Consider the following 21,690-nt stretch of genomic DNA (forward strand, 5'->3'; position numbering starts at 1 on the left):
AAAATTTAAAGTTACCAAAGAGGATATACATTATTTGATAATGGTTAAAAAAGCCAAAACCAAACAAGCCGTTCGAAACAAAATAGGTGTTTTTTTTGTGCTTCTGGCAATTGTAATTTTGATCATTTGGATATTGAATTGGTGAATAAAAGCGGAATGACATTCATTTTTCCTTACTATTTTTTTAAGAGGGAGTAAAGTCTCCCCCTTAGAAACGGAATGTGAATGCTTGGGTAAGTGCCAAGTACTCCTAAGACTTTGCCTTTACCGTCTGTGGAGCTGGCTTTGAAAACTTAAATAGATCAAGGAATGCTTTGCCATTCAAGCCTGGGCCTTCCTTGCTCACTTTCATGAGTTTCTTCAAGAATTGCTCAAGTGGGAATACGCAAAGTGCGATCATCACGTCAATAATAAAGTCAATTACTGGCGTACTCTCTATGCCTAAAGTGCCTCCTGCGACAGTTTGCAAAAATTCAATGACCATGACAATGGTCAGAATAGTCAATCCTTCTGTGACAATCACATATTTCTGTTGCGCCTGTCTATTCATGATCACAGACCCAATGACAAGACCCGTCATAAACAGAATTTGTAATCCATAAAACCAAAGGGTTTGCCAGTAGGGTGGTTTGATTGTAAACTTGACTGGTTGTAGTTCTTGTATTTTACCGAAGTGATCTTTCGATCGAATGCTTAACTTATAATTAGTGGGTGGTAGGTAATTGAAGCTGATGTGATTGTTGGAGGACCATTCAGACCAGTCATCGTTCAGGCCACTGAGTTTGTATTGATATTCTATTTGGAGCAATCCGCGATAATCAGGGCGCGCCAGCTCGAAGTAGAATGAGTTTTCGTCATGCTCAAAAGCAATTGGGCCATGAACATTTACATTCACATCCCCTTTGTTGCTTTTAGCTTCTCTAAGGTACATGTGATTTCTCCATACGAGTGAATCATCCTCACTTGGGTAGTACTTGAGTAATTCGTGAGATTGGTCAATCAACCAGATGTTGTCTCTATAGTTGGTAATGAATGTCATATCTGGAAACAGCCCAAATATTTCCCGTTTAATGACTGATTTGTTGCGATTGATTTGGAACCAGGCGTCTCCATTGTTTACCCATACCTTACCTCCATGCTCTTGTAAGTGTTTTATGGGTTTGCCAATGACTTGCATTAGCGTGGTATCCTCTAAGATGGTGTCTTTAGCCCCATCCAGATAAAAATAGCCAATGGAATTAATCAAATACAGCTGATTGTCTATGGCTGCAATTCGAACCTCATCAATGAATTGGTTGTGGTATTTGTATTCTTTGAAATCATGGTAAGTGGACGACAAGGAGTCATATCTGTATAAGTGACTTGGTGTAGCAAACCACGTGATTCCATTGTACTGATGCAGCGCACTCAATACCATTTCTCCATGGAAGTCTATCTGATCTTCTTGCACCCATATCTCATCCTCGTGCTTGTAGAGCTTGATTTCATTGTAGTGGTTGGCAATAACCAATCGACCCTCATGGTTCTCTATAAAAGTAAACCTGATGGGCTCATGAACGACGAGCTCTGCAATGTGTTCCCATTCCTTTTCTTTTTTGTTGTACTCTTTTTTTATCTCATATAGACCATTGGATGAGGCCACTAGAAGTTTTTTCTTGTATCGAATGAATTTCTCACACTTGGCTTCTATTCCCTCTACTTTGGTAAATTCATAGCCTGAACTTACCAAATGTTTTTTTACCCTTCTCTCATATTTGGTGGTGGTTGCTTTTGTGTTGCCTCCTGAGGTAGGTCCTTTTTTCTTTCCGCGCGACCGCTGCGCCTTTTTCATTTTTTTAGAAGTAGTGGCTGTAGTTGGTGTTGCTGCTCCACCTTTCACAGGCACATAGTACACAGTGTTTTTGTAGTTTAGATTTTTCTCTAGGAAGAACACCCCTTTACTAGTAGAAACATAGAGATGGCCACTGAACCAGAAAATATCTTTCAAATTGCCCTCTAGACCATGATAGTTTGTGAAGCTTCTGAAGGGTACACCAATTTCCAATCGGGAAAGTCCAAATTCATGAGAGATCCAAAGCCCTCCTTCATGATCACGACCTATGGTATAGATTTCATTATCAGGCAATCCCTTGTCATGATTGATAACATCTACGATTTTTGAATGACGATTGCTGTACAAAATGATTCCATCTTCAAGCGTACTGAGTGCGAAATGATTGTCGTCTACCCATACGCCATTGTTGACAAAAGACTCATGCTCTGTCAAGAACTTGGACATCTTACATTCGTAAAAATTCTTCTGTCTGTAGATATAAACTTTGTTGTCTGTAGTGCCAGCTACATATTGATCCCTAGTAGGATGCTTGTCAAAGAAGAGAAATTGTGCGTTTTCGGGTAGCTTCCAATCGAAGTCATCCAAAAGTTGATCCTCATGGTACCTATAGATTTTTTTATTGGTCTGCACCATGATGTTGCCATTCACTTCAAATAAATAAGTGAAATATTCATCAGGATCTTGTAAATAGGTAATGTATGATTTTTCCTGTCCGAGGTGATAGCGAATCAAATTACTTTCACTAATAAAGAAAGCTAAAGTATCGGCAACTATAGTTTTGAAATAGAGACTTTCATCTGACCGATTGGGATTTAATGAGATAAACTGATACTTACCGTCAATAAAACCAAACTTGCCAAAGTCACCTGCGCATCCTACATATATATGCCCTATTGAATCAAAGTCGAGTGAAAGTGCCGCACTCGGCGTAGCTTGAAATACCCAATCATGACCTTCATAGAGCAGTACGCCCGAACGGTTAGCTATACACAGTTGCCCATCATCGTTTACTTTCAGCTCAAAGTTGAGATTGTCAAGCCCATCTACATCCAAAGAATAGTGAGACAACAAAAAATCTCCTTTTTGGCCATTTACATAACTAAATGTAAGGAGCAAGAAAATGAGCAAGTAATTTTTCAAAGTAGAAGTAGGCATTGAAAATTGATTTAGTATAGAAGTACTTTCTAGTCAAATATAACAAGGTTCAGAATATTAACCTTCCGGTATTTTTTATAAAAAAATGAATACGCCAGATACTTCTTTTTTGGAAAGCCCATAATCTTAAATTATTAATTATTTTAATTTAAGCACACAAGCTCTTTGGGTAGTCTTCTATATTTGTCTAACTTTTAAAAAACACTCTATTCTTACTTGAAAATGGCAAATCATAGAGAAAAGCTGGGCAAAATTCTGGAGAGCTCAAAATTCCAAAACTTCATTGTTGGACTAATCATACTCAATAGCATCACCATAGGCATGGAGACTTCCAAGTCATGGGTGAACAGCTTTGGTTCTTTTTTCGAATGGATAGATGATACCATCTTAGCCATATTTGTAGTTGAGATAGCGTTAAAACTATATGCATTCGGTTTTCGATTTTTCAAGAGTGCCTGGAATATTTTTGATTTTCTCATTGTAGCCATTGCGGCAGTACCAGCAGCTGGCTCATTCTCAGTTTTTCGTACGATCCGTATCTTAAGGACGCTGAGGCTGATCAAAAATATACCTAAGCTGAGGATGATCATAGAGGCACTGATCAAATCCATTCCAAGTATTGGCTGGATTATGGTTCTCCTGATTATGGTGTTTTACATTTTTGCGGTACTGGCTACGAACTTATATAGTCAGGATTTTCCACAGTGGTTTGGGGATATTGGGGAATCCATGTTTACGCTATTCCAGATTATGACTTTGGAAAGCTGGTCTTCGGGAATTGCCCGACCCATGATGGAACAGACGCCACATGCATACATTTTCTTTATTCCATTTATTCTAATCGCAACTTATACCACACTCAACATCTTTATCGCTATTGTGGTGAATACCATGAATGAAATGCACATGCAGGATGTGAAAGATGAGGAGGATTTGAAGTCTGAAATCACACTGGCAGAACACCGAAAATCCCAGCACCAGATAGAACTATTGAATCGTAAAATTGACAAACTAATCAAGCAACTGGACAAATAAAAGTCCCACTACATCATCTGTAATGGGACCTTAAAATCAAACTAGGAAAATCAAGTATTTATACGGTTGACTCAGTGCCAAGGTTTAGCCGTGCGGCAAAAGTAACGAGGTGTCTCCATAACTTAGGAATCTGTAATCCTTGTCCAGTGCTTCCTGATATATTTTTTTCCAGTCATCCCCTACGAAAGCCGCGACCAATAAAACCAATGTAGAAGCTGGCATATGAAAGTTGGTAAACAGGCCATTGGCCACTTTAAACTCATAACCTGGATAGATGAAGATTTCAGTTTCTCCTTTAAGTTGATCGATATTTTCCGAATCCATTTTATTCAAAATTGCTGTCATGGCATGCTCCAATGATATCCCTTGCAAATGCTTTTCATAGGGATCATTTTTCTCTACGAAGAATTTCGTTTTACGATCTTTGGCTAGTTTGACGCCATACCAATAAAGACTTTCAAGTGTGCGTAGGGCAGTAGTCCCCACAGGAATAATTGACCCTGTAGCAGCTAAAATATTTGCAATATTCTGTCGATTTACAATGATGCGCTCATTGTGCATGTCGTGATTTTTGAAGTCAGCATCTTTGATTGGACGAAAAGTGCCTGCACTTACATGCAAGGTTAGGCGATCTTGTTTTATACCTTTTTTGGCGAGTTTTTTTAAAATGTCATCCGTAAAGTGCAATCCAGCTGTGGGAGCAGCCACTGCACCCTCTAATTCGGAAAATACGGTTTGGTAACGATCTTTGTCTTCGGCTTCTTCTTCTCGATTGAGGTAGGGAGGAAGGGGAACATGGCCTGCAGCTTCCACAATGGAAAGAAACTCATGATTTCCCTCCCAAGTGAATTCAACCAGGTTTTTTTTGCGATCCACCAATCTGGCTTCTATCGTCAATTCATCATTTAGCTTTAGCGAAAGCACGTTCTCATCTTTCCATTTTTTCAGATTGCCTATCATGCATTTCCAAGTGCACTTGTTTTTGACTTTCAGTGCGTTCTGAAATTCAGTGTGTGGTAAAATGGGCTCTGTAAGAAAAACCTCAATTTGAGCACCTGTAGATTTGTGAAAAAATAGACGGGCCGCAATCACCTTGGTATTATTCAAAAACAAAAGCGAATCGTCAGGTACCAAATCAACTACATCTTTGAAGGTCTGATGTTCGATTTCTCCAGCTCGATAAAGAAGCAATTTGGAATCATCCCTATGTGCTAGTGGATGCTTGGCAATGCGATGGTCGGGAAGTTCGTACAGGTATTTTTCTAGAGACGCAGAATCTGATGACATAGAATAAATATTTAAAGATTCAAAATTCTTATATTCTCCACATAATGTAGAATGAATGGCTATTTTTATTCTGCCTTATGGTTCATTCTTCACAGGTAAGGGTTTAATTCCTCACCTTGTGGTAATAATATTTTTATATACATGGGATTAATTCTAAAATTCACCAAACACGTACTCAACTTCAAATTTGATGCAGGTACCTCCAGAGGTGTCCTCAAAACCAAGGAGGCTTGGATCTTAAAAGTCTATCAAGCAGGCAATCCGAAAATATACGGTTTAGGGGAGGTGAGTACTATCGAAAGATTGAGTTTCGACTATAGCGTGGATTTTGAGAGCGAGTTGGAAGAGTTAAAAAAGGAATTGGCACAAATGGAGTTGCCCCAGTACGAAAATGATATTTATAAATTGGTCAAAAATGTAGTTTCTGAATATCGCCCTGCAATCCGTTTTGGGTTGGAAACGGCACTTTTGGATTTGCTTCATGGCGGAGAATTCAAAATTTTCAATAATGATTTTTATCATTCTGAAAAAGGTATTCCTATCAATGGTCTGATCTGGATGGGCGAAAGGGATTTTATGAAACAGCAGATTGATGAAAAACTCAAACTGGGTTTTAAATGCATCAAACTAAAGATAGGAGCGATTGATTTTGATGCAGAATGTGAGTTGCTCAAATACATTAGGTCTCAGTATCCAGCCGACCAACTTATTCTACGGGTAGATGCCAATGGCGCCTTTATTACACAAGATGTGCTCAAGAAGCTGGAACGATTGATTGACTTTGATTTGCACTCTATCGAGCAGCCCATCATGCCTAAGCAACCTGAAGCCATGCAGTTGGTCTGTGAGAAATCCCAAGTACCTATAGCACTAGATGAAGAGCTGATTGGGGTTTTTAGCAAACGCGATAAAACTGAATTGCTGAAAGATATTAAACCCAAATACATCATTCTCAAGCCGTCTTTGGTAGGAGGGTTTGCAGCCACAGCAGAGTGGATTGAAATAGCCGAATCTCAGCACATGGGCTGGTGGATTACGTCTGCTCTGGAATCCAACATAGGTCTCAATGCGATATGTCAATTCACAGCTGGTTACAATTATGTAGGTCATCAAGGACTTGGGACGGGGCAGCTATTTGAAAACAACATCCATTCACCACTTGCCATTCAAGGAGAAGAGATTGTCTATAATCAGACTTTAAGCTGGGATTATGCCGATCTCGAATTCAATTGATACCTTAAATTCTTGAGTTGATCGAAATTATTTGATTTTGAGGTTAGAATGAATCAACTTCTATGGCCTAATGCAACAAGGTTCGTTTATTAACAGAGAACAACCACCTAAGGAAGAATTTGCATTCTATATTAAGGATTTGCTGGATGCTGCTGCTTCGTCAGTCAAGCGTTCAGCATTTTCTTTTCCCAAATACCTGTCGATCAGATGATGCCCCAAATAGATCAAGGGAGTAAGCAACACGGCTACTGCAAACTTGTAAATGTAATTGATCGTTCCCACAGCCATCACTTGCGAAATAGACCACTGGGTATTTTCAGGTGCTAATAAATAAAAGGCAATAAACAGCACCACAAAACTGTCGATCAATTGAGAAATCAAAGTTGACCCTGTTGCTCGTAGCCAAATCATTTTCGACCCAGTAAATTTTCTGAGTTTTTGGAATATATATACATCCAAGAGCTGCCCTATCAAAAAGGCAATCAGAGACCCTACAATGATGCCCAATCCTTGTCTGAAGATTGCTTTGAAAGCATAATTGATATCAAAGGCATTTCCATCAGGGGCAGTACCATTCACGTCCACCCAAAAATCTGCAGGAGGAAGGATCGTAATAACGTAGATGACCAAAAAAGCAAAAGAGATGAGCCCTGCCGTGAGGTAACTGATCTTTTTTACACCCGCCTTGCCAAAGTACTCATTGATAATGTCTGTAGTCAGGAATACTACTGGCCAGAGGATCACACCCGCTGTGAGATTAAAATCCAACACAAAGTCTCCGAACAGTTTGATCTGAGCTGGATTGACCCCAATGGTTTTTTCTGCCGAAAATATCTTTACACCTACCAATTCTGCTAACAGCGCACTGGTGATAAATATACCAGCCAGTACTAGAAAGAGGTTTGTTTTTTTGTTTTGGAAGGAGGCAGTAGGGCTGTTCATTTATATTAATTTTAATTGTGCAATATAAAATCATTTGTATTGAAGCCAAATCATACATTGTCATATCTTATGAGCACAATTGGGTCATTAACTTGAGTTGGATTAGCATCTTGAAAGATTGATAAGATTTCTCTCTTTTCTTGTTGGTTGGATTGTTCGAAATGACAAGTAATGGTAATTTTTCTTTTTTGTCATCTCGACTGGAAGGAGAGATCGTATCTCTATTTATAAGATTGTTTTCTATTTTTAAACCAGTGAAGCAACACAATTATTTCGTCTATATCACCACCAACCCCAACAAAACCACACTCTATGTAGGATTGACAAATGACCTTCCTACTCGATTGGATCAACATTTTGAAAATCGAGGTAAATTTAAAACGTACGCAGGCAGGTATTTCTGTTTCAATCTAATCTATTGGGAACGGCACCAGTATATTGATCACGCTATCGAGCGAGAAAAGGAAATCAAAAAATGGAGAAGGGAGAAAAAGGAAGCTTTGATAAATGCAATGAATCCAGAGTGGAATTTTTTGAATGAAAAGGTTAGGGATTAGTGCATCTTAGTTCGATGAGATTTCTCTCTGCCCCTACCTGTCGGTTGGATCGTTCGAAATGACAAAATAATTTAGAGAATGGTATCTTTTGTCATCTCGACGATAGGAGAGATCTCATCGAAATTCTTTACGTGAACTCACTCCACACTAAAAGTCTCTCCCTCTATCGCCAATTCGGCATTTTCAAAAATACTCCTGGTTTCCTCCAGCATGGGTTCGAGCTCTTTGTATCTGGTAGAGAAGTGGCCGATCAGTAGTTTGCTTACCTTGGCTTTTTTGGCGATTTCGCCAGCTTGTTTGGTGGTGGTATGATAGGTGGTGGCTGCACGGTCTCGCATGTCTTCCATGAAAGTAGCTTCGTGATAGAGTAAGTCTACTCCCATGATATGAGGAAGAATTGCTTCACTGTACTTCGTGTCCGAACAAAAGGCATAGGAGCAGGATCGGGCGGGTTCCATGGTATATTTCTTGTTGGCTAGAAGCACATTGCCGTCGTCATCCAGCACATCTTTGCCATCTTTGAGTGATATGATTTTGAGTGGAGAAATGTCCTTTTCCAGTAGCCCTTTTTTGATTCTTCTCTTTTTGGGTTTCTCTCGAAAAAGGAATCCAGAGCAGTCAATCCTGTGATTCAGCGGAAACGAATGTACGGTAAGATTTACGTTTTCAAACAAGAGCTGACTTTCTCCTGGTGTCCATTCTTTAAAATTGATTTTATAATTCAACGAAGACTGAGAGTACTTGAGCTGAATAGAAATGATCTCTTTGAGCCCTGGAGGCGCATAGATATTCAGTTCCTTTTTTCTTCCGTATAGGTGAAGAGAAGAAATCAGTCCCATCAAACCATAATAGTGATCACCATGCAAATGGCTGATAAAAATATGATCAATTCTTTGAGATTTAATTTTGAATTTCTTGAGTCTGGCTTGCGTGCCTTCGCCGCAGTCGATCAGGAAAGGCACCTGCATCATAGTGAGCAACTGTGAAGTCTGATGTCTATGATGCGCTGCTATGGCGGCATTGGAGCCTAGTATTTGTAAGGTAAATGACAATAAGAGTTGGTTTAGTTGATAGGTAGGTTGGTAAAGAAAGACCTAGTCTTCCTCGCTGCCCAATCCTTGCTCAAGCTCATTCATAAAGACAGCATCTACTGCTTCTTCTATAGTTGGGAGAATATCCAATACACCATCCAATTGAGAGATTTTAATCAATTTCATGGCATGATCAGAGACGCCTGAGAGAATGAAAGAACCCTCGGCCTCCGTGAATACACGGTTGCCCACCAAAATGGCACTTAACCCAGAAGAGTCAATGTACTTTACGTCAGACAGATCTACAATGATGTTTTTGATGCCCTGACCCTGAATGGTCAAGAATTCTGATTTGAGGTCTGGAGAAATGGTAGAATCCAATTTTTCCTCATCTACTTTTAGCGTATTGTATTTTTCTTGTCTGTCTAGTGTAAACTTCATAGTCTTTGATTTAAACTCACTGTAATTTAATCGATTTTTCAATGTTCGACTGAATGCGTGCTTCGATATCTTTAGTTGGCACGCGGTCGAATGTATCTCCAGTTATTTTTTCAAAAAGCTCAATGTAACGTTCTGAAATGGAGTTGATTTTTTCTTCAGACATGTCAGGTACGGTTTGTCCATCTTTGCCTTGAAATCCCTCGGAGATTAACCATTGACGAACAAACTCCTTCGAAAGTTGTCTTTGTGGTTCGTTTTTGTCCTGTAGTTCTTGATAAGTGTCCTGATAAAAGTAGCGTGAGGAGTCTGGCGTATGAATTTCATCTATCAAAATGATTTTGCCGTCATACATCCCAAATTCGTATTTGGTGTCCACCAAAATCAGACCTCTGTCGGCAGCCATTTCTGTTCCGCGTTGAAATAGTTTTTTGGTATAGTTTTCCAGCTGCACATATAGGCTCTCTTCTACAACCCCTTGAGCTAAAATTTCTTCTCTTGAAATGTCTTCATCGTGTCCTTCGTGAGCTTTCGTAGTAGGTGTGATGATTGGCTCTGGCAGTTTGTCATTTTCTTTCAAGCCCTCAGGTAAAGCCACACCACAAAGCTGTCTTTTGCCAGCTTTATATTCTCTGGCAGCATGTCCAGCGAGGTAGCCTCTAATCACCATTTCTACTTGAAAAGGTTCACATCTTTTGCCTATGGTTACGTTTGGATCTGGCACAGCCTCTACCCAGTTAGGTACAATGTCAGCTGTGGCTTCCAGAAAGCGTGCGGCGATCTGATTGAGTACCTGTCCTTTGTAAGGAATTGGTTCTGGAAGTACCACATCGAATGCAGAAATTCTGTCAGAAGCTACCATGACGAGTTGATTTTCAAACTCATATACATCGCGCACTTTGCCCGTGTATTTTTTGGTCTGTCCTTCGAATTTGTAGTTGGTAGATTTTAGCCCTTTTGTCATGGCGCAAAAGTACATAATAGAAACTTTTCTAAAGTTTCAAACTTTAGAAAAGTTGTTTGTGTTTAGTGTCATTCTAGGAACTCTTTTCCCCAAGAGAGGGTTATTCCCCCTTAGGAAAAAGGGGCGAGAGGGATTTGATAATGAATCGAATTATTTAATAGAAACCAACCGCCCAAACTTATAAATCTCCTTTTTCATAATCTCACCTTTCTTATCATAGTAAATCCACTCACCATTTTTCTCATTGCGGGTGTAGTGTCCAGTGATTTCAGAGTCTTGAGATTTGTGATACTTCTTATATTCACCATCCAGACGATCGAACTTATAGTTTATCTCTTCTGCTTTCTTGCCATTGCTGAAATAAACAGTGGCTACTCCATGTTTTTTGTCTTTTTGGTAATTCTCCTCTTTAGTGATATGTCCTTTCTCATCGTACTCAGTGCGTTTACCTTCCAACTTACCCAATTCGTAATTTTCTTTAATCACGAGATCTCCCTTAGAATTGAAATACCTCCAGGTACCTTCTTTAAAGTCATTCTTATACTGTCTGGTAGCAATGAGTTTACCTGATCTATTGTATTCTTCTGCCGTCCAGTTTTTTTCTTCATTAGAATAATTGGCCTTGATTTTCAATTCCCCATCTGGGTAGTAAGTAAAATTGGCGCCACTCATTTTATCATCTACAATGTTGAGTTTTTTCTCAAGACTCCCATCTTCGTAGTATGATTTAAACTCACCATTGCGCATGCCATTTTCGTATTGGCCTTGCATTTTGATTTGGCCATTGCTGTAGTATTTGACATAGTCTCCATGCAAAGAGTGATTGGATTGAGTGGCTTTGGTGTCCATCTGCCCATTTGGGTAGTAGCTAATCATAATCCCATCAATCACACCATACGTGTAGTTGATTTTTGATTTGGGCAAACCAGATTCGTAGTAGGTAATATTTAGCCCGTGTTGTTTGCCATTTTTGTAGTTGACTTCTTCTTTCAGAACACCTGAGGGGAAATATTCTTTGACTAAACCATCCGGTTTACCGTTTTTGAAAGCAGACGTGTTTTTGATTTTTCCTGATGGGAAGTAAGTGACCAATTCTCCAATAAGAGAATCATTTCTGAATTGAACTTCTTGGATCAAGTTTCCTTTCTGATCAAAGACTTCAGTGGTACCTTGTCTCAAGCCACTTTGATAGTTAGTCTTTCGCTGAGTAATGCCGTTTTCATAAAGATTCAAAAATTCACCTTCGCGCATACCATCTAGATATGTGCCTGTTACGATCACTTGACCAGATGGGCTAAACTTCTTATAAGGCCCCTCAAGTACGACAGTGTCTTTTTGAACCACGAAATACTCCTCCATTAATGCGGATTGTTCATTATCATAATAGGTTCTTATTTTTTCCTGTGCGGAAAGAAAGGAGAAGGGCGCTACTAAAATCAAAAAACAAATCGGGTACCTCATTAACTTTTCAAGCTGATTAATTGGAACTCAAGGGGTATAAATAAAAAAGACTTCAAACCTGAGTTTCCTCAAATCTAAAGTCTCTTACGCCGAATTACTTATTTTATTATGCTTTTTCTATCACGATAGCAGAAGCACCCCCGCCACCATTACAAATTCCGGCTACACCAATGTTGCCACCTTTCTCATGTAGCACGGAATTCAGCGTGGTGATGATTCTAGCGCCAGAGCATCCGAGGGGATGACCTAAGGCTACAGCTCCACCAAAAGCATTCACACTTTCAGGGTTTAAGTCCAATTCTTTCATATTGGCCAAAGCCACAGCTGAGAATGCCTCGTTGATTTCATAAAAGTCAACGTCAGATTTTTCAATGCCGGCATTTTTGATTGCCTTAGGGATCGCCAATGAAGGAGCTGTAGTAAACCACAGCGGTTCTTGTGCTGCATCAGCAAATCCTCTGATTTTAGCAACTGGCGTCAATCCTAGTTCTTCCATTTTTGTCTTGCTCATCAGGATCAATGCGGAGGCTCCATCATTGATGGTAGATGCGTTGGCGGCAGTAACCGAGCCGTCTTTATTGAATACTGGACGAAGGGAAGGAATCTTTTCAAATTTCACATTCTTATATTCTTCATCCTCAGACATCACGATAGGGTCGCCTTTTCTTTGGGGAATTTCTACTGGTACAATTTCATTTTTGAAAAGACCATTAGCGACAGAGTCAGCGATTTTCTTGTAAGAGTTGATCGCATATTCGTCTTGTGCTTCACGCGAAATGTTCATTTCCTTGGCTGTATTGTCAGCACAGCTACCCATTGGAAACTGGTGATAGGGTTCCCAAAGGCCATCGTGCATCAAGCCGTCAAGCAGTTGCCCGTGACCGTAGCCGTGGCCGTATCTTGCTTTAGGTACATAATACGGCACATTCGACATGCTTTCCATACCGCCCGCTACGATTACGTCAGCATGCCCAAGCATAATGCTTTGTGCTCCAAGCATCACAGACTTCATTCCTGAAGCACATACTTTGTTGATAGTAGTACAAGGCACATTGTATCCAATGCCAGCTCCTATAGCTGCTTGTCTTGCAGGTGCCTGACCAAGACCGGCAGACACTACATTGCCCATAAATACTTCATCTACAGATTCGGCTTTTACACCTGCTTTTTCTAGTGCGCCTGTGATCGCAATGGATCCGAGTTTGGTGGCAGTTAGGCTGGAAAGGCTTCCGCCAAAACTTCCAATGGGCGTTCTTACCGCCGATACTATATATACTTCTTGCATATGCTTACTGGGTTAATATTTTATACTTGTAAAAATAAAAAGGACAGGTGATTCCAAGGACAATAAGCAGCATTATTTGGATAAATAAGAATCCTCTCCTGACAAAAGTCCACCCTGAAGAATAATCACTAAATATTGGAAAATGCTAATAGGTATATTGAGTCTTATTATGCTAAAAAACGAAATAATGTATTTCCAATTGAGCTGGTATTAGCTAAGCCTTTAATGTTAAAGGCTCAATCGAAATCGAGCCATTTCATTGGTTCAACGAGAAAAATGAGACTATCACCGAGCTATATCTATTGTGGAATCAAATTGTTTTAGCTTGCCTTCAGGTTAGGTTGGTTAAGGCCTGTAGACAATGAGTTCGTTCGCGGATAGTTGTTTGCAGGCTTCTTTTTTTATCTCATTGAAGGATTGCCGGGCGTGCTGATTTATTCGAATGGTTGAGTAACTCTTTTATTTTCCGATCAAACAACTTCATTTTTCGATTGCCAACAAATAATTCTCCATTGATAATGAATGACGGAGTTCGATGTACGCCAGCTGCCAATGCCTCTTTACTCGTTTGTGAAATATTAATTTCAGTTTCATCTAATTTTAAGTGTAGCCGATCTGCCAATTCTCCAGCACTAAAAAGGCGGTCAGTGATTACCAGTTTCAAAAAGTTATTAAAATTGCCTTGCTCATGACTTAAATATGCCAATTTGATCAAAGACTCGTCCTCTGACTTTGAGGAACTAAGAAATCGGATGGTGAATTTCAGTACGTTTTTTTGAATATAAAGACTGTCTAATTCATGGAATGTGGAAGTGAAAAATTCATGACAATAAGGGCAATCAAATTTTGAGTACATGATGATCGAGATGGGGGCGTCTTTGTTCCCTAAGGTGATATCATTTGCAGCTAGTTGCGAAATTTTCTGAAGTCCAGAATCGATTCTTTGGCTGTATAGTAATTTATTGGTATTAAACAGTTTTTCGGAAATTTCATCCAATCTATTGATGCCAAAGATGGCTAGTGCTATGAGGATCAATATTTGAATTTGAAGAATGGCAAGAATCCAAGGTTTAATTTTCATTGCTACTTTGATTTAAGTGGTATTTTTCAAATCCCGAAATGGATGGGTGATAGCCGGTTGTTTCTAAGAGTAAATCAGTTACTTTTTTTGCAATATTCATACAAGTAGGGAGGCTCATGTTGTCGGAATCTAAAGTGAGTTTAAAGAGCTCCCCATCGCCGTTTTTGACATACAATTTTGGGTTATTTTCTGAGTTTAATTTAAACATACCAATCCTTTTAATAGCCTCTAAAGGCAAAGTAGATTGATTTTCCATTATATAGGCAAGGAGACCAAACGACATAGTCTTTTGTTTCTCGGAACTCATCCGATTAACTGATTGAGCACTATTTGTTGCCAAGAGATACAGCACACTATCTATTCTTATAATGACAATGTTTTTGCAACAATTGTCTTGATATTCAAATAGAACAGCTGTGATTTGTTGGCCCAGTTTTGATGTGTCTTCGAACTTCGTAAAAGCTTGATTTACTATTTCAAAAAAAGAAGAGCTATGAGGTTCCTTTTTTTTTCTGACATCATCGGCATTTGGAATTTTATCGGTTCGAAAAGCATATATGCCGACCACAAGCAGCATTATTGATATACTAGACACTACAATGAAAGGAGATCTATTTTTCATCGAGTACAATTTCCAAAAACGGTTGATTCTATGGGTTCAAGAATCTTTTTGTGATGTTTTTTATACAGATTTTGTTGATTGTCCGAAAGTGCCACTTTGCCTTCGCCAGACTTGCCTTCTCGTATAAACTGATTGAACACCTGATGTTTTTCTTTTGGCTGGTTGCCAAATTTATCTTCATGCATTTTCATCGTTTCAAAACTACTCAAGTGCAGAGCCCTTTGAATTTGATCCTCGCTTGATTTTATATTGCAGAATTCTATGATTCGCTGAATTTCATTTTCCTTCTTTTCAATTAAGTCCTCATATCTTATATAGAGAATAGGGAATTTATTTTTGTTTTTGAGCCAAGACTTTGAGTATTTGAACCAACTTTTGGATTTGATAAATGAGTCTACAAATTTATCGAATTTCAGATCCTTATTGTTGTAGTTTTTATTTTGGTGATAGAGAGATACCGAAACGTCCATGCCATCCCGATATACAAAAATGAAACGTCCCTTCGTTTTTTTATCAAATTCCTCATAATTATCATGGGATTTGATAATTCGAGGAGAAGGTAGGTCTATTGGGTCTTGTCTTCTAAATGAAGCATTCCTAATCCAAGGTGAGACATCATATATATGATCAAAATCCAGTCCTCCTTCGGTAGTTAATTGATAGAGAATCATTTGAGTCAGCGTAGTTCCTGATTTTGGGTGTGTCACTACGTAAATATCCTCATCTCTTTCACCAAAAATCATCTTGTACTGCATAAACTTCAGACGGTCTGCAGCTCTGGAGATTTTTTTACTAACGACTCGAAACGGTCTGCTGATTCTTAATAGGATTTCAAAAAGGACACCCAACCCTTTATACTCAGTAGAATCTTTAATGTTCATTGGTGATGTAATCCAACTGAATCAGGAATTGTTTCAGGCTAGAAGCGCTTACTGATTCAGTTGAACAAGTTTTATCCACAGTCAGCGTCGTATTCATCTTGTACATAGTCCTTGAATTCATTCCATGACGCATCATACTCGTCAAGTAACCTTTTGGTGGAACCATCATCCTCACAATAGCTGTACCGTTCTCCATCATACCTCCACGAGCAGCACTCCTCATTGTCTTTTTTGCAAGAACTCAAGCCTCCAGTGGTGACTACAGCGCCTAGAATAATAGCAGTTAATCTGATTAATAATTTCATAATTAATAAGTTTAGTTCGCCTACTCTTATCGATTTTCAGTACCTCGCCTTGCTTTTATTGAGATGAATTGTCAAGGTTTTTCATCATAAATCCAGTTAAGATTGGGTTTAATGAATTTTATTTTGAATGCCACATTCAATTTAATTAATTTTTTATTTCACTTCCATGATTACGTTCTGTATTAATCAAAAATACCTAATATTAGGTATTATCAAATCCTTGACAAGCAGTATTATTATAGAACATCACCTTATGAGCTTTTGAGTCGAACCACGACACAATGGATCAGGACTGAATATTGCCTATCTGGTCTCAGCGAGATGCTTTTCGGAAGTTTGTTTCTCTACAAAGTGAGTCTTTGGAATCAGTCACCGAGAAAATGCTCCTATTCGCCGAGTTGCTGATGGGAAGAAAATGAATAACCCTATCTTGCCTTCAGGTTAGGTTGGTTAAAGCCTGTAAGCATCGAGTACGCACGCGGAAAGAGGTTTGCAGGCTTCCTTTTTTTATCAGAGTCCACGATCTGGATGCAAGCAGAAGAGCTTATGGGCTCCATCTAAAAAGAACCTCACAGGTTTGCAATTCAAAAAATCCGTTACGACTATCGCTCCATATCAGTTGAAATTTCCCGTTCGCTTTGGCTACAATATTTAGATAATGCCCACCTCCAGGAAATTTATTAGCCACATCACCATTGGATTCACTTCTGGGGCTGGTGCTGATTTTGGTGATTCGTGCAGGTTTTGAAAAACTCATCCCACCGTCTATCGAGTAGCTGAAATAGACATCGTACTTTTCTTGATTTGGATTGTGTTGACTATCCACCCAGGATATACCAACTACCCCTTCCTTATTCGTGACAATCGAAGCAACCATGGCTTTTGAAGGTAAACCATTTTCAAATTGATCCACTCGAACATCTGTGCTCCAGGTTTCACCTTTATCTATAGAATAATTGAGCCAAACGCCATCTGCAGCTCTCAAAAAATATATCTGATTTCTAAATTTTGACAGCGGACTCGTATCTGCTGTCATTCTCATATAGCCTCTGCTCCCTCCTGGACGAGTGGTAATCAAATGTTTGGGAGAGAGAACTTTGGCTCTAAGGTCATAAGATTGCACCCATGCCTTTCGTAAATAATGTGAAGAGGGTATTAGAATAGTGTCGTCTGAGAGTATAACTGGTTCACAAAAATTGAGTCGAACACCTTGACTCGGAACAAGGGTAATTTCATTAAAAGAACCATTCCCTGTTCTTTGATAAAGGATCACATCAGCACTCATGTCATCTTTGAATCTCACTGTGGTGAAGAAGAAGTTGTTTTTGAACCCTGTGATTTTGGTGCCGTCGTGCCCATGGTTAGACTTAAAAGTTTGAACCTCATCTTTCCAGCTTTCTCCGCCGTTGTCAGAACTAAAAAACTGAATGGGGAATTGGTGTTTGAAACTGCCAGAAGTGCCCAGCCAACTCATGGCCGTTTGCCCATCAGGTAATATGGCTGTCCATGGATCATACCCCCAGTAGTCATGTGGAGTTTCTTTCCATGTCTGACCACCATCTTTGGATACAAAACTAGACAGTCTCGCACTTTGGTATGGCTGATTGATATTGGTAATGATCATGGCTGCCGCCAACAAATGCAAACTGTCACTGGGGTGTGCTGACAAATGTGGTTCTACTATAGGAAGGCCTTTGAATTGCGAATGAATAGTGACCGTCTCCCCAACCATAACCGAGGAAACGGTCTTAAGTTCTGCTTGCGAAAAGCAAAGCCTATTTGTGAAAAAACAAACTACCAATAGAACCATTTGAGTATGAAAAATCTTTTGCATAACAATGGATTAAAACGATTCTTTTTGCAACCTTCTGGCTTTGATGACGGCTATTGGGTTAGGTTTATTTTCAATAGCAAAACTTACTTCACCTTGGCCTATCATTGGATGATTGACCGTGCCCTTGAGAAATGATTTATTTGATTTTTTAATTACCCAATTGCCTGATTTTTCTAATTCCTTCTGAACCAGCAGCTTGATCTTTTCAGCGCTCATTTGCTCAGTTAAATGGTATCTGCATTCCCATTCATCTTGATTGCCTTGCGAATAAAAAAAGTCGATGGCAAAGAGCTGTGTCAGTGTTTGAATATGACTCATGTAGTTAATAGCCAGTTGGCTTCTGGCATAGTCATGTTCACGCTTCCAGGGATATTCCATGTGATTGGCGATTTCTTGTGCTCTACCCACTCCATAAAACTTCGAAACTACTTGAAACGAAGCATCAATACCTGAGGATAGACCTGCAGAGGTGACAATCTGCCCATTGTCCGTATATTTTACATTGTTTAGCACTTCAGACTTTGGATATTGAGATGCAAGTCTTGGGATGAGTCCAGCGAAAGTAGTGGACTTCTTATCATTCAATAATCCGGCTTCACCTAAAAAGAATGAGCCACTGCAGACGGAAAGAATTACTTTGGTTGAATCTTTTCTTTCTTTTAAAAAATTGACTACTTCTTGGTCAGCAGGATTGCTCTCAGCTAGTCCACCTCCAGGGAGTACTAATATGTCAACAGCAGGCAGGGTTTTAATACTGTGGTCGGGCATCAATTCTACGTTCATTCCTATTCGAGTCATCTCCTTTTGTTTTCCAAAAGTGATGATATTGAATCCAGCATGCTCAAACACTGAAAGTGGTCCAGATACATCCATGACGTCTGCGCCATGAAATAAAAAGATACCAACTGATGGTCTTGGCGTTGGCTGGTTTGCCCTCTCTAGACTCGGCATGGTGGGTCTAAATTCCATTTGACAGGCGCTGCAAATGCTAGAGTTGGCGAAGTATTTTCCATCCTCAGAGCAACCACAGGGGCTACAGAAGTAAATGATTTGGTCTTGGGGCAGGTCGCCTTCAATGGCCTTTTGAGCTAAAGTTGAGTGGTGCCAAATGAGGAGTAATAGCATGTATTTTAAGCTTTTCATAACCTTTAAGTTTTAGGCTACAAGAAGCAATGGTTTGTGATCAATTACTTGTACAATATTGCTGTTTTGATGAACGGTTTAGGCTTGTTTGGTGATTTGCTTTGAAGGTGCTACGCCTTCTATTTTTTTAAAAGATTTAAGAAAATGACTGTGGTCATAGAATCCTACCTGATGTGCAGCTTGAGAAATGGGATGGTGAGGTAGTAATGCTTTGGCCTTTTCTACTCGTATATTCCTGAGATACTGGAAGGGTGCGATGCCAAATTGTTTTTTAAACTGGCGTAAAAAATGATAAGGGCTTAAGTGACATACTTCTGCAATTTGATTGAGCGTTAGATTTTTGTTGTAATGCTCATGCAAAAAATCTTGAGCCAATCTCAAGGGAATTTTTGATTGCGTCCCAGGCGATTTCTGGTGGTTACTTGTCAACGTAATCAAGATTCCGGTAAGGTTACTTTCAAAACGCAAATGATTATTGTGCCTAAGGCTAGCAATTAATGAATTCATCATGTGCGTAATTTGAGCGCAATAAATAGGCTGTATGTCAAAATGAAAATCACCTTTACGAGGGATTTCATTTTTCTCATGAAATGAATGAATAAAGCTTTGATCCAAGCGAATCGTATGAAATTTCAAATACTCATGGTTCAATGAATTGCCCGCATGCAATTCACCTGGATTGATCACCAGTAAGCCATTTTGACCTACTTTGTATTTTACTGATTCTGTGAAACCTTCATTTACTCCCTCCTCGATCAGCTGGATCGTATAGTGATCATGGAAATGTTTGGGAAATTGATGGTCTCGATAGGAGGTAGTACTGATAGATACACCCTTAGGTAGTTGTTTTTGAAAGTACTGGGTGTGAATGATTTGAGCCATATCTCTCAAACGTGTGATATCATGTCAAGTTTGACCGCTCATGTAATTGTCAAATCTCACTCAATCTAAGCAATGCCTTATCTTTAATAATGCTTTGAACGGGACGCCTTTCTATTTTGGACTCTAGCCAAGAGATAATGTCGAAGTAGATAAATGCGCGTCGTTCGTATGGGTCTTTTGCAAGAGGTATGAGATTTTCACGCAAGGCACGAAAGCGCTTGACCAATTCTTCTTGCGTGATATTGGTTTTCAATCGTACCAGGAAATTGAGGATGTATTTTTGATATAGGTGCAGGTCTTCTTTTTTCAACAAAAAACGGTAGGTAGATCGCACGTAATATTCGATCAATTCCATATTGTTCAGTTCGTAGTGAGCAATCAAATTGAGTATTCGCGCAAAGCCATGAATGTCCTCCCTCAAATCCACCTCCTTTGAATTTATGATTTGATTAAGCCAATAAATGGCCGTTTGATAATTGTCATTACCAAAATAAAGACAAGCCGTTTTGTAGAATAGAATCACTTTGGAGTGCATGTCGATCTGACTGATAAACTGCTCCATACCAGGCTTGATGCGCTCCATTAATTTGACACCTCGTTCGAAATCCCCCATTAAAAACAAGCGATTAAACTCATGCACGAACGTATACTTCAAAAGCTTCATTCTGATGTTCTCGTTCAGCTGTGCAGAAGGTAAATTATTGAGTGCTCTAAGCTCGCGGGTGGTCGCTTGAAACTCTCTATATTTCAAAAGTTTGTTTTGAGCTATCAATAGGTTGTTCAGGCTATTGATGTAGGCTTCTAGCATGGAGTTGATCAGGGCTTTATTTTTGTTGAAGAGATTCACCAATTTATTGGCATATTGAAATCCCTTCTCAAAATCTTGTAAGAAGAAGTAGTAGCCTGTATACAAATTGTACAAGCTGATTTTTTCACTGTTGGACAGTTCTTCTTCTACAAATACGGGCAAGGAAGCTGCAAATACATTTTGAATTTTGTTATAATCACTTTCGCTCCTTATAAAGCCAATTTTTTGGTATAATGAATGAAGTTTTACTTGCAGGTTAGAAAAGGAATTGATGTTATTGATCCGATTGTTGACTCGTTGTACATCCGCAATAATATCATTGGTTCTTGCTACATTTTCTTTTCCTGAAGTATGGAAAAGCACTTGTTTTTCCCACTTTAGTATTTCCAACTGCATTTCTAAATTACCACCCTTGACTGCTATTTTTTTCACCTTTTTGATTACCTCAGCGCATTGTTTGTAGAGCCCCTTGTTAAACAAAATTTCTGCATGGTCGATCATGTCTCGAATTTTGATGTTGGGCAGGGTGTTGGAATTATAATCTCTGAGCGCATTTAGAATTTTGGTGTACAAATGGGCTTTCATATTTGAAAGCTGAGAAGGCTTAATTGTGGCATCCTTTTTTAGTACTTCATCATCATCAAAAACCGACTGACTTTCTATGATATTAAATAGCCTAGAGAATTTTTTTTCTTCAGCATTTACCATTGAGAGCTTAAAATAGCGCTTTTCACTTTTCTTTAGTGATTTGATCAAATGGAATAATGCGTCTGACCTCTCTTTAGACATTGTAATTAAAATTATGTTTAATGAGCAATTAAGTCAATTAATGAGTAAAAATACAATTTTTAGAAATCGTAATTAAATAAATAATAGGCATTTTTTAGCGAATTGTCGCTATTTAGTTTTGTA

Annotated in this window: 19 protein-coding genes; 3 read left to right on the forward strand and 16 right to left on the reverse strand. The window is 39.1% G+C overall.

What is annotated here, in order from left to right; translation table 11 throughout:
* Window positions 1–250: 250 nt before the first annotated feature.
* Complete coding sequence (locus tag B9A58_RS14865; RefSeq protein ID WP_084373660.1) at window positions 251–2,989, reverse strand: triple tyrosine motif-containing protein; 2,739 nt, start codon at window positions 2,987–2,989, stop codon at window positions 251–253.
* Between the two features lie 222 nt (window positions 2,990–3,211).
* Between B9A58_RS14865 and B9A58_RS14870 the strand changes: the two genes are divergently transcribed.
* Entirely contained in the window at window positions 3,212–4,024 is an 813-nt protein-coding gene (locus B9A58_RS14870; RefSeq protein WP_084373661.1) for an ion transporter, read from the forward strand.
* Window positions 4,025–4,108: 84 nt separating this feature from the next.
* On the opposite strand, the gene B9A58_RS14875 is transcribed toward B9A58_RS14870, so the two are convergent.
* A complete protein-coding gene (locus B9A58_RS14875; RefSeq protein WP_084373662.1) occupies window positions 4,109–5,311 on the reverse strand; it encodes an S-adenosylmethionine:tRNA ribosyltransferase-isomerase in 1,203 nt (400 codons plus the stop codon).
* 141 nt (window positions 5,312–5,452) lie between these two features.
* Between B9A58_RS14875 and B9A58_RS14880 the strand changes: the two genes are divergently transcribed.
* Complete coding sequence (locus B9A58_RS14880; RefSeq protein ID WP_084373663.1) at window positions 5,453–6,544, forward strand: o-succinylbenzoate synthase; 1,092 nt, start codon at window positions 5,453–5,455, stop codon at window positions 6,542–6,544.
* Window positions 6,545–6,670: 126 nt separating this feature from the next.
* Here B9A58_RS14880 and B9A58_RS14885 read toward each other — a convergent pair whose 3' ends face one another.
* Entirely contained in the window at window positions 6,671–7,486 is an 816-nt protein-coding gene (locus B9A58_RS14885) for a queuosine precursor transporter (RefSeq protein ID WP_084373664.1), read from the reverse strand.
* A gap of 254 nt (window positions 7,487–7,740) precedes the next feature.
* Between B9A58_RS14885 and B9A58_RS14890 the strand changes: the two genes are divergently transcribed.
* Entirely contained in the window at window positions 7,741–8,043 is a 303-nt protein-coding gene (locus tag B9A58_RS14890) for a GIY-YIG nuclease family protein (protein WP_139793911.1), read from the forward strand.
* 137 nt (window positions 8,044–8,180) lie between these two features.
* Here the strand turns inward: B9A58_RS14890 and B9A58_RS14895 are convergent, their stop codons facing one another.
* From B9A58_RS14895 to B9A58_RS14960, 13 genes are all read right to left on the reverse strand, one after another.
* A complete protein-coding gene (locus tag B9A58_RS14895) occupies window positions 8,181–9,095 on the reverse strand; it encodes a ribonuclease Z (RefSeq protein ID WP_084373665.1) in 915 nt (304 codons plus the stop codon).
* A 42-nt stretch (window positions 9,096–9,137) separates the two neighbouring features.
* Window positions 9,138–9,515, reverse strand: a complete 378-nt coding sequence (locus tag B9A58_RS14900; RefSeq protein WP_084373666.1) for an STAS domain-containing protein — start codon at window positions 9,513–9,515, stop codon at window positions 9,138–9,140.
* A 16-nt stretch (window positions 9,516–9,531) separates the two neighbouring features.
* Window positions 9,532–10,476, reverse strand: coding sequence for a phosphoribosylaminoimidazolesuccinocarboxamide synthase (locus B9A58_RS14905; RefSeq protein ID WP_084373667.1), 945 nt, complete (start codon window positions 10,474–10,476; stop codon window positions 9,532–9,534).
* A 150-nt stretch (window positions 10,477–10,626) separates the two neighbouring features.
* On the reverse strand, window positions 10,627–11,937 hold the full coding sequence (locus tag B9A58_RS14915) for a toxin-antitoxin system YwqK family antitoxin (RefSeq protein WP_084373669.1): 1,311 nt from the start codon (window positions 11,935–11,937) through the stop codon (window positions 10,627–10,629).
* Window positions 11,938–12,043: 106 nt separating this feature from the next.
* On the reverse strand, window positions 12,044–13,222 hold the full coding sequence (locus tag B9A58_RS14920) for an acetyl-CoA C-acyltransferase (RefSeq protein WP_084373670.1): 1,179 nt from the start codon (window positions 13,220–13,222) through the stop codon (window positions 12,044–12,046).
* A gap of 406 nt (window positions 13,223–13,628) precedes the next feature.
* Window positions 13,629–14,303, reverse strand: a complete 675-nt coding sequence (locus tag B9A58_RS14925; protein ID WP_084373671.1) for a thioredoxin domain-containing protein — start codon at window positions 14,301–14,303, stop codon at window positions 13,629–13,631.
* Complete coding sequence (locus tag B9A58_RS14930) at window positions 14,293–14,925, reverse strand: hypothetical protein (RefSeq protein WP_084373672.1); 633 nt, start codon at window positions 14,923–14,925, stop codon at window positions 14,293–14,295. Before B9A58_RS14930 ends, B9A58_RS14925 begins: the two co-directional genes overlap by 11 nt.
* Window positions 14,922–15,806 carry a sulfotransferase domain-containing protein gene (locus B9A58_RS14935; RefSeq protein ID WP_084373673.1) on the reverse strand — a complete coding sequence of 295 codons (885 nt, stop codon included), beginning with the start codon at window positions 15,804–15,806 and terminating at the stop codon, window positions 14,922–14,924. Before B9A58_RS14935 ends, B9A58_RS14930 begins: the two co-directional genes overlap by 4 nt.
* Window positions 15,807–15,877: 71 nt before the next feature.
* Window positions 15,878–16,111 (reverse strand): hypothetical protein, encoded by a 234-nt coding sequence (locus B9A58_RS20225; RefSeq protein WP_139793912.1) that lies wholly within the window; start codon window positions 16,109–16,111, stop codon window positions 15,878–15,880.
* Between the two features lie 544 nt (window positions 16,112–16,655).
* A complete protein-coding gene (locus B9A58_RS14945; RefSeq protein WP_139793913.1) occupies window positions 16,656–17,945 on the reverse strand; it encodes a sialidase family protein in 1,290 nt (429 codons plus the stop codon).
* 9 nt (window positions 17,946–17,954) lie between these two features.
* Window positions 17,955–19,088, reverse strand: a complete 1,134-nt coding sequence (locus B9A58_RS14950; RefSeq protein ID WP_084373676.1) for a DJ-1/PfpI family protein — start codon at window positions 19,086–19,088, stop codon at window positions 17,955–17,957.
* A 78-nt stretch (window positions 19,089–19,166) separates the two neighbouring features.
* Window positions 19,167–19,970, reverse strand: coding sequence for a helix-turn-helix transcriptional regulator (locus tag B9A58_RS14955; protein WP_084373677.1), 804 nt, complete (start codon window positions 19,968–19,970; stop codon window positions 19,167–19,169).
* A gap of 49 nt (window positions 19,971–20,019) precedes the next feature.
* A complete protein-coding gene (locus tag B9A58_RS14960; protein ID WP_084373678.1) occupies window positions 20,020–21,567 on the reverse strand; it encodes a hypothetical protein in 1,548 nt (515 codons plus the stop codon).
* Window positions 21,568–21,690: the final 123 nt, after the last annotated feature.

It is taken from the genome of Reichenbachiella faecimaris (genome assembly GCF_900176375.1).
Taxonomy (GTDB): domain Bacteria; phylum Bacteroidota; class Bacteroidia; order Cytophagales; family Cyclobacteriaceae; genus Reichenbachiella; species Reichenbachiella faecimaris.

What these genes read in the sequence shown, in the direction of transcription:
- B9A58_RS14865 (WP_084373660.1), bottom strand. Translation starts at nt 2,989, where the DNA reads ATGCCTACTTCTACTTTGAAAAATTACTTGCTCATTTTCTTGCTCCTT.
- B9A58_RS14870 (WP_084373661.1), top strand. Translation starts at nt 3,212, where the DNA reads ATGGCAAATCATAGAGAAAAGCTGGGCAAAATTCTGGAGAGCTCAAAA.
- B9A58_RS14875 (WP_084373662.1), bottom strand. Translation starts at nt 5,311, where the DNA reads ATGTCATCAGATTCTGCGTCTCTAGAAAAATACCTGTACGAACTTCCC.
- B9A58_RS14880 (WP_084373663.1), top strand. Translation starts at nt 5,453, where the DNA reads ATGGGATTAATTCTAAAATTCACCAAACACGTACTCAACTTCAAATTT.
- B9A58_RS14885 (WP_084373664.1), bottom strand. Translation starts at nt 7,486, where the DNA reads ATGAACAGCCCTACTGCCTCCTTCCAAAACAAAAAAACAAACCTCTTT.
- B9A58_RS14900 (WP_084373666.1), bottom strand. Translation starts at nt 9,515, where the DNA reads ATGAAGTTTACACTAGACAGACAAGAAAAATACAATACGCTAAAAGTA.
- B9A58_RS14905 (WP_084373667.1), bottom strand. Translation starts at nt 10,476, where the DNA reads ATGACAAAAGGGCTAAAATCTACCAACTACAAATTCGAAGGACAGACC.
- B9A58_RS14915 (WP_084373669.1), bottom strand. Translation starts at nt 11,937, where the DNA reads ATGAGGTACCCGATTTGTTTTTTGATTTTAGTAGCGCCCTTCTCCTTT.
- B9A58_RS14920 (WP_084373670.1), bottom strand. Translation starts at nt 13,222, where the DNA reads ATGCAAGAAGTATATATAGTATCGGCGGTAAGAACGCCCATTGGAAGT.
- B9A58_RS14925 (WP_084373671.1), bottom strand. Translation starts at nt 14,303, where the DNA reads ATGAAAATTAAACCTTGGATTCTTGCCATTCTTCAAATTCAAATATTG.
- B9A58_RS14930 (WP_084373672.1), bottom strand. Translation starts at nt 14,925, where the DNA reads ATGAAAAATAGATCTCCTTTCATTGTAGTGTCTAGTATATCAATAATG.
- B9A58_RS14935 (WP_084373673.1), bottom strand. Translation starts at nt 15,806, where the DNA reads ATGAACATTAAAGATTCTACTGAGTATAAAGGGTTGGGTGTCCTTTTT.
- B9A58_RS20225 (WP_139793912.1), bottom strand. Translation starts at nt 16,111, where the DNA reads ATGAAATTATTAATCAGATTAACTGCTATTATTCTAGGCGCTGTAGTC.
- B9A58_RS14945 (WP_139793913.1), bottom strand. Translation starts at nt 17,945, where the DNA reads ATGCAAAAGATTTTTCATACTCAAATGGTTCTATTGGTAGTTTGTTTT.
- B9A58_RS14950 (WP_084373676.1), bottom strand. Translation starts at nt 19,088, where the DNA reads ATGAAAAGCTTAAAATACATGCTATTACTCCTCATTTGGCACCACTCA.
- B9A58_RS14955 (WP_084373677.1), bottom strand. Translation starts at nt 19,970, where the DNA reads ATGGCTCAAATCATTCACACCCAGTACTTTCAAAAACAACTACCTAAG.
- B9A58_RS14960 (WP_084373678.1), bottom strand. Translation starts at nt 21,567, where the DNA reads ATGTCTAAAGAGAGGTCAGACGCATTATTCCATTTGATCAAATCACTA.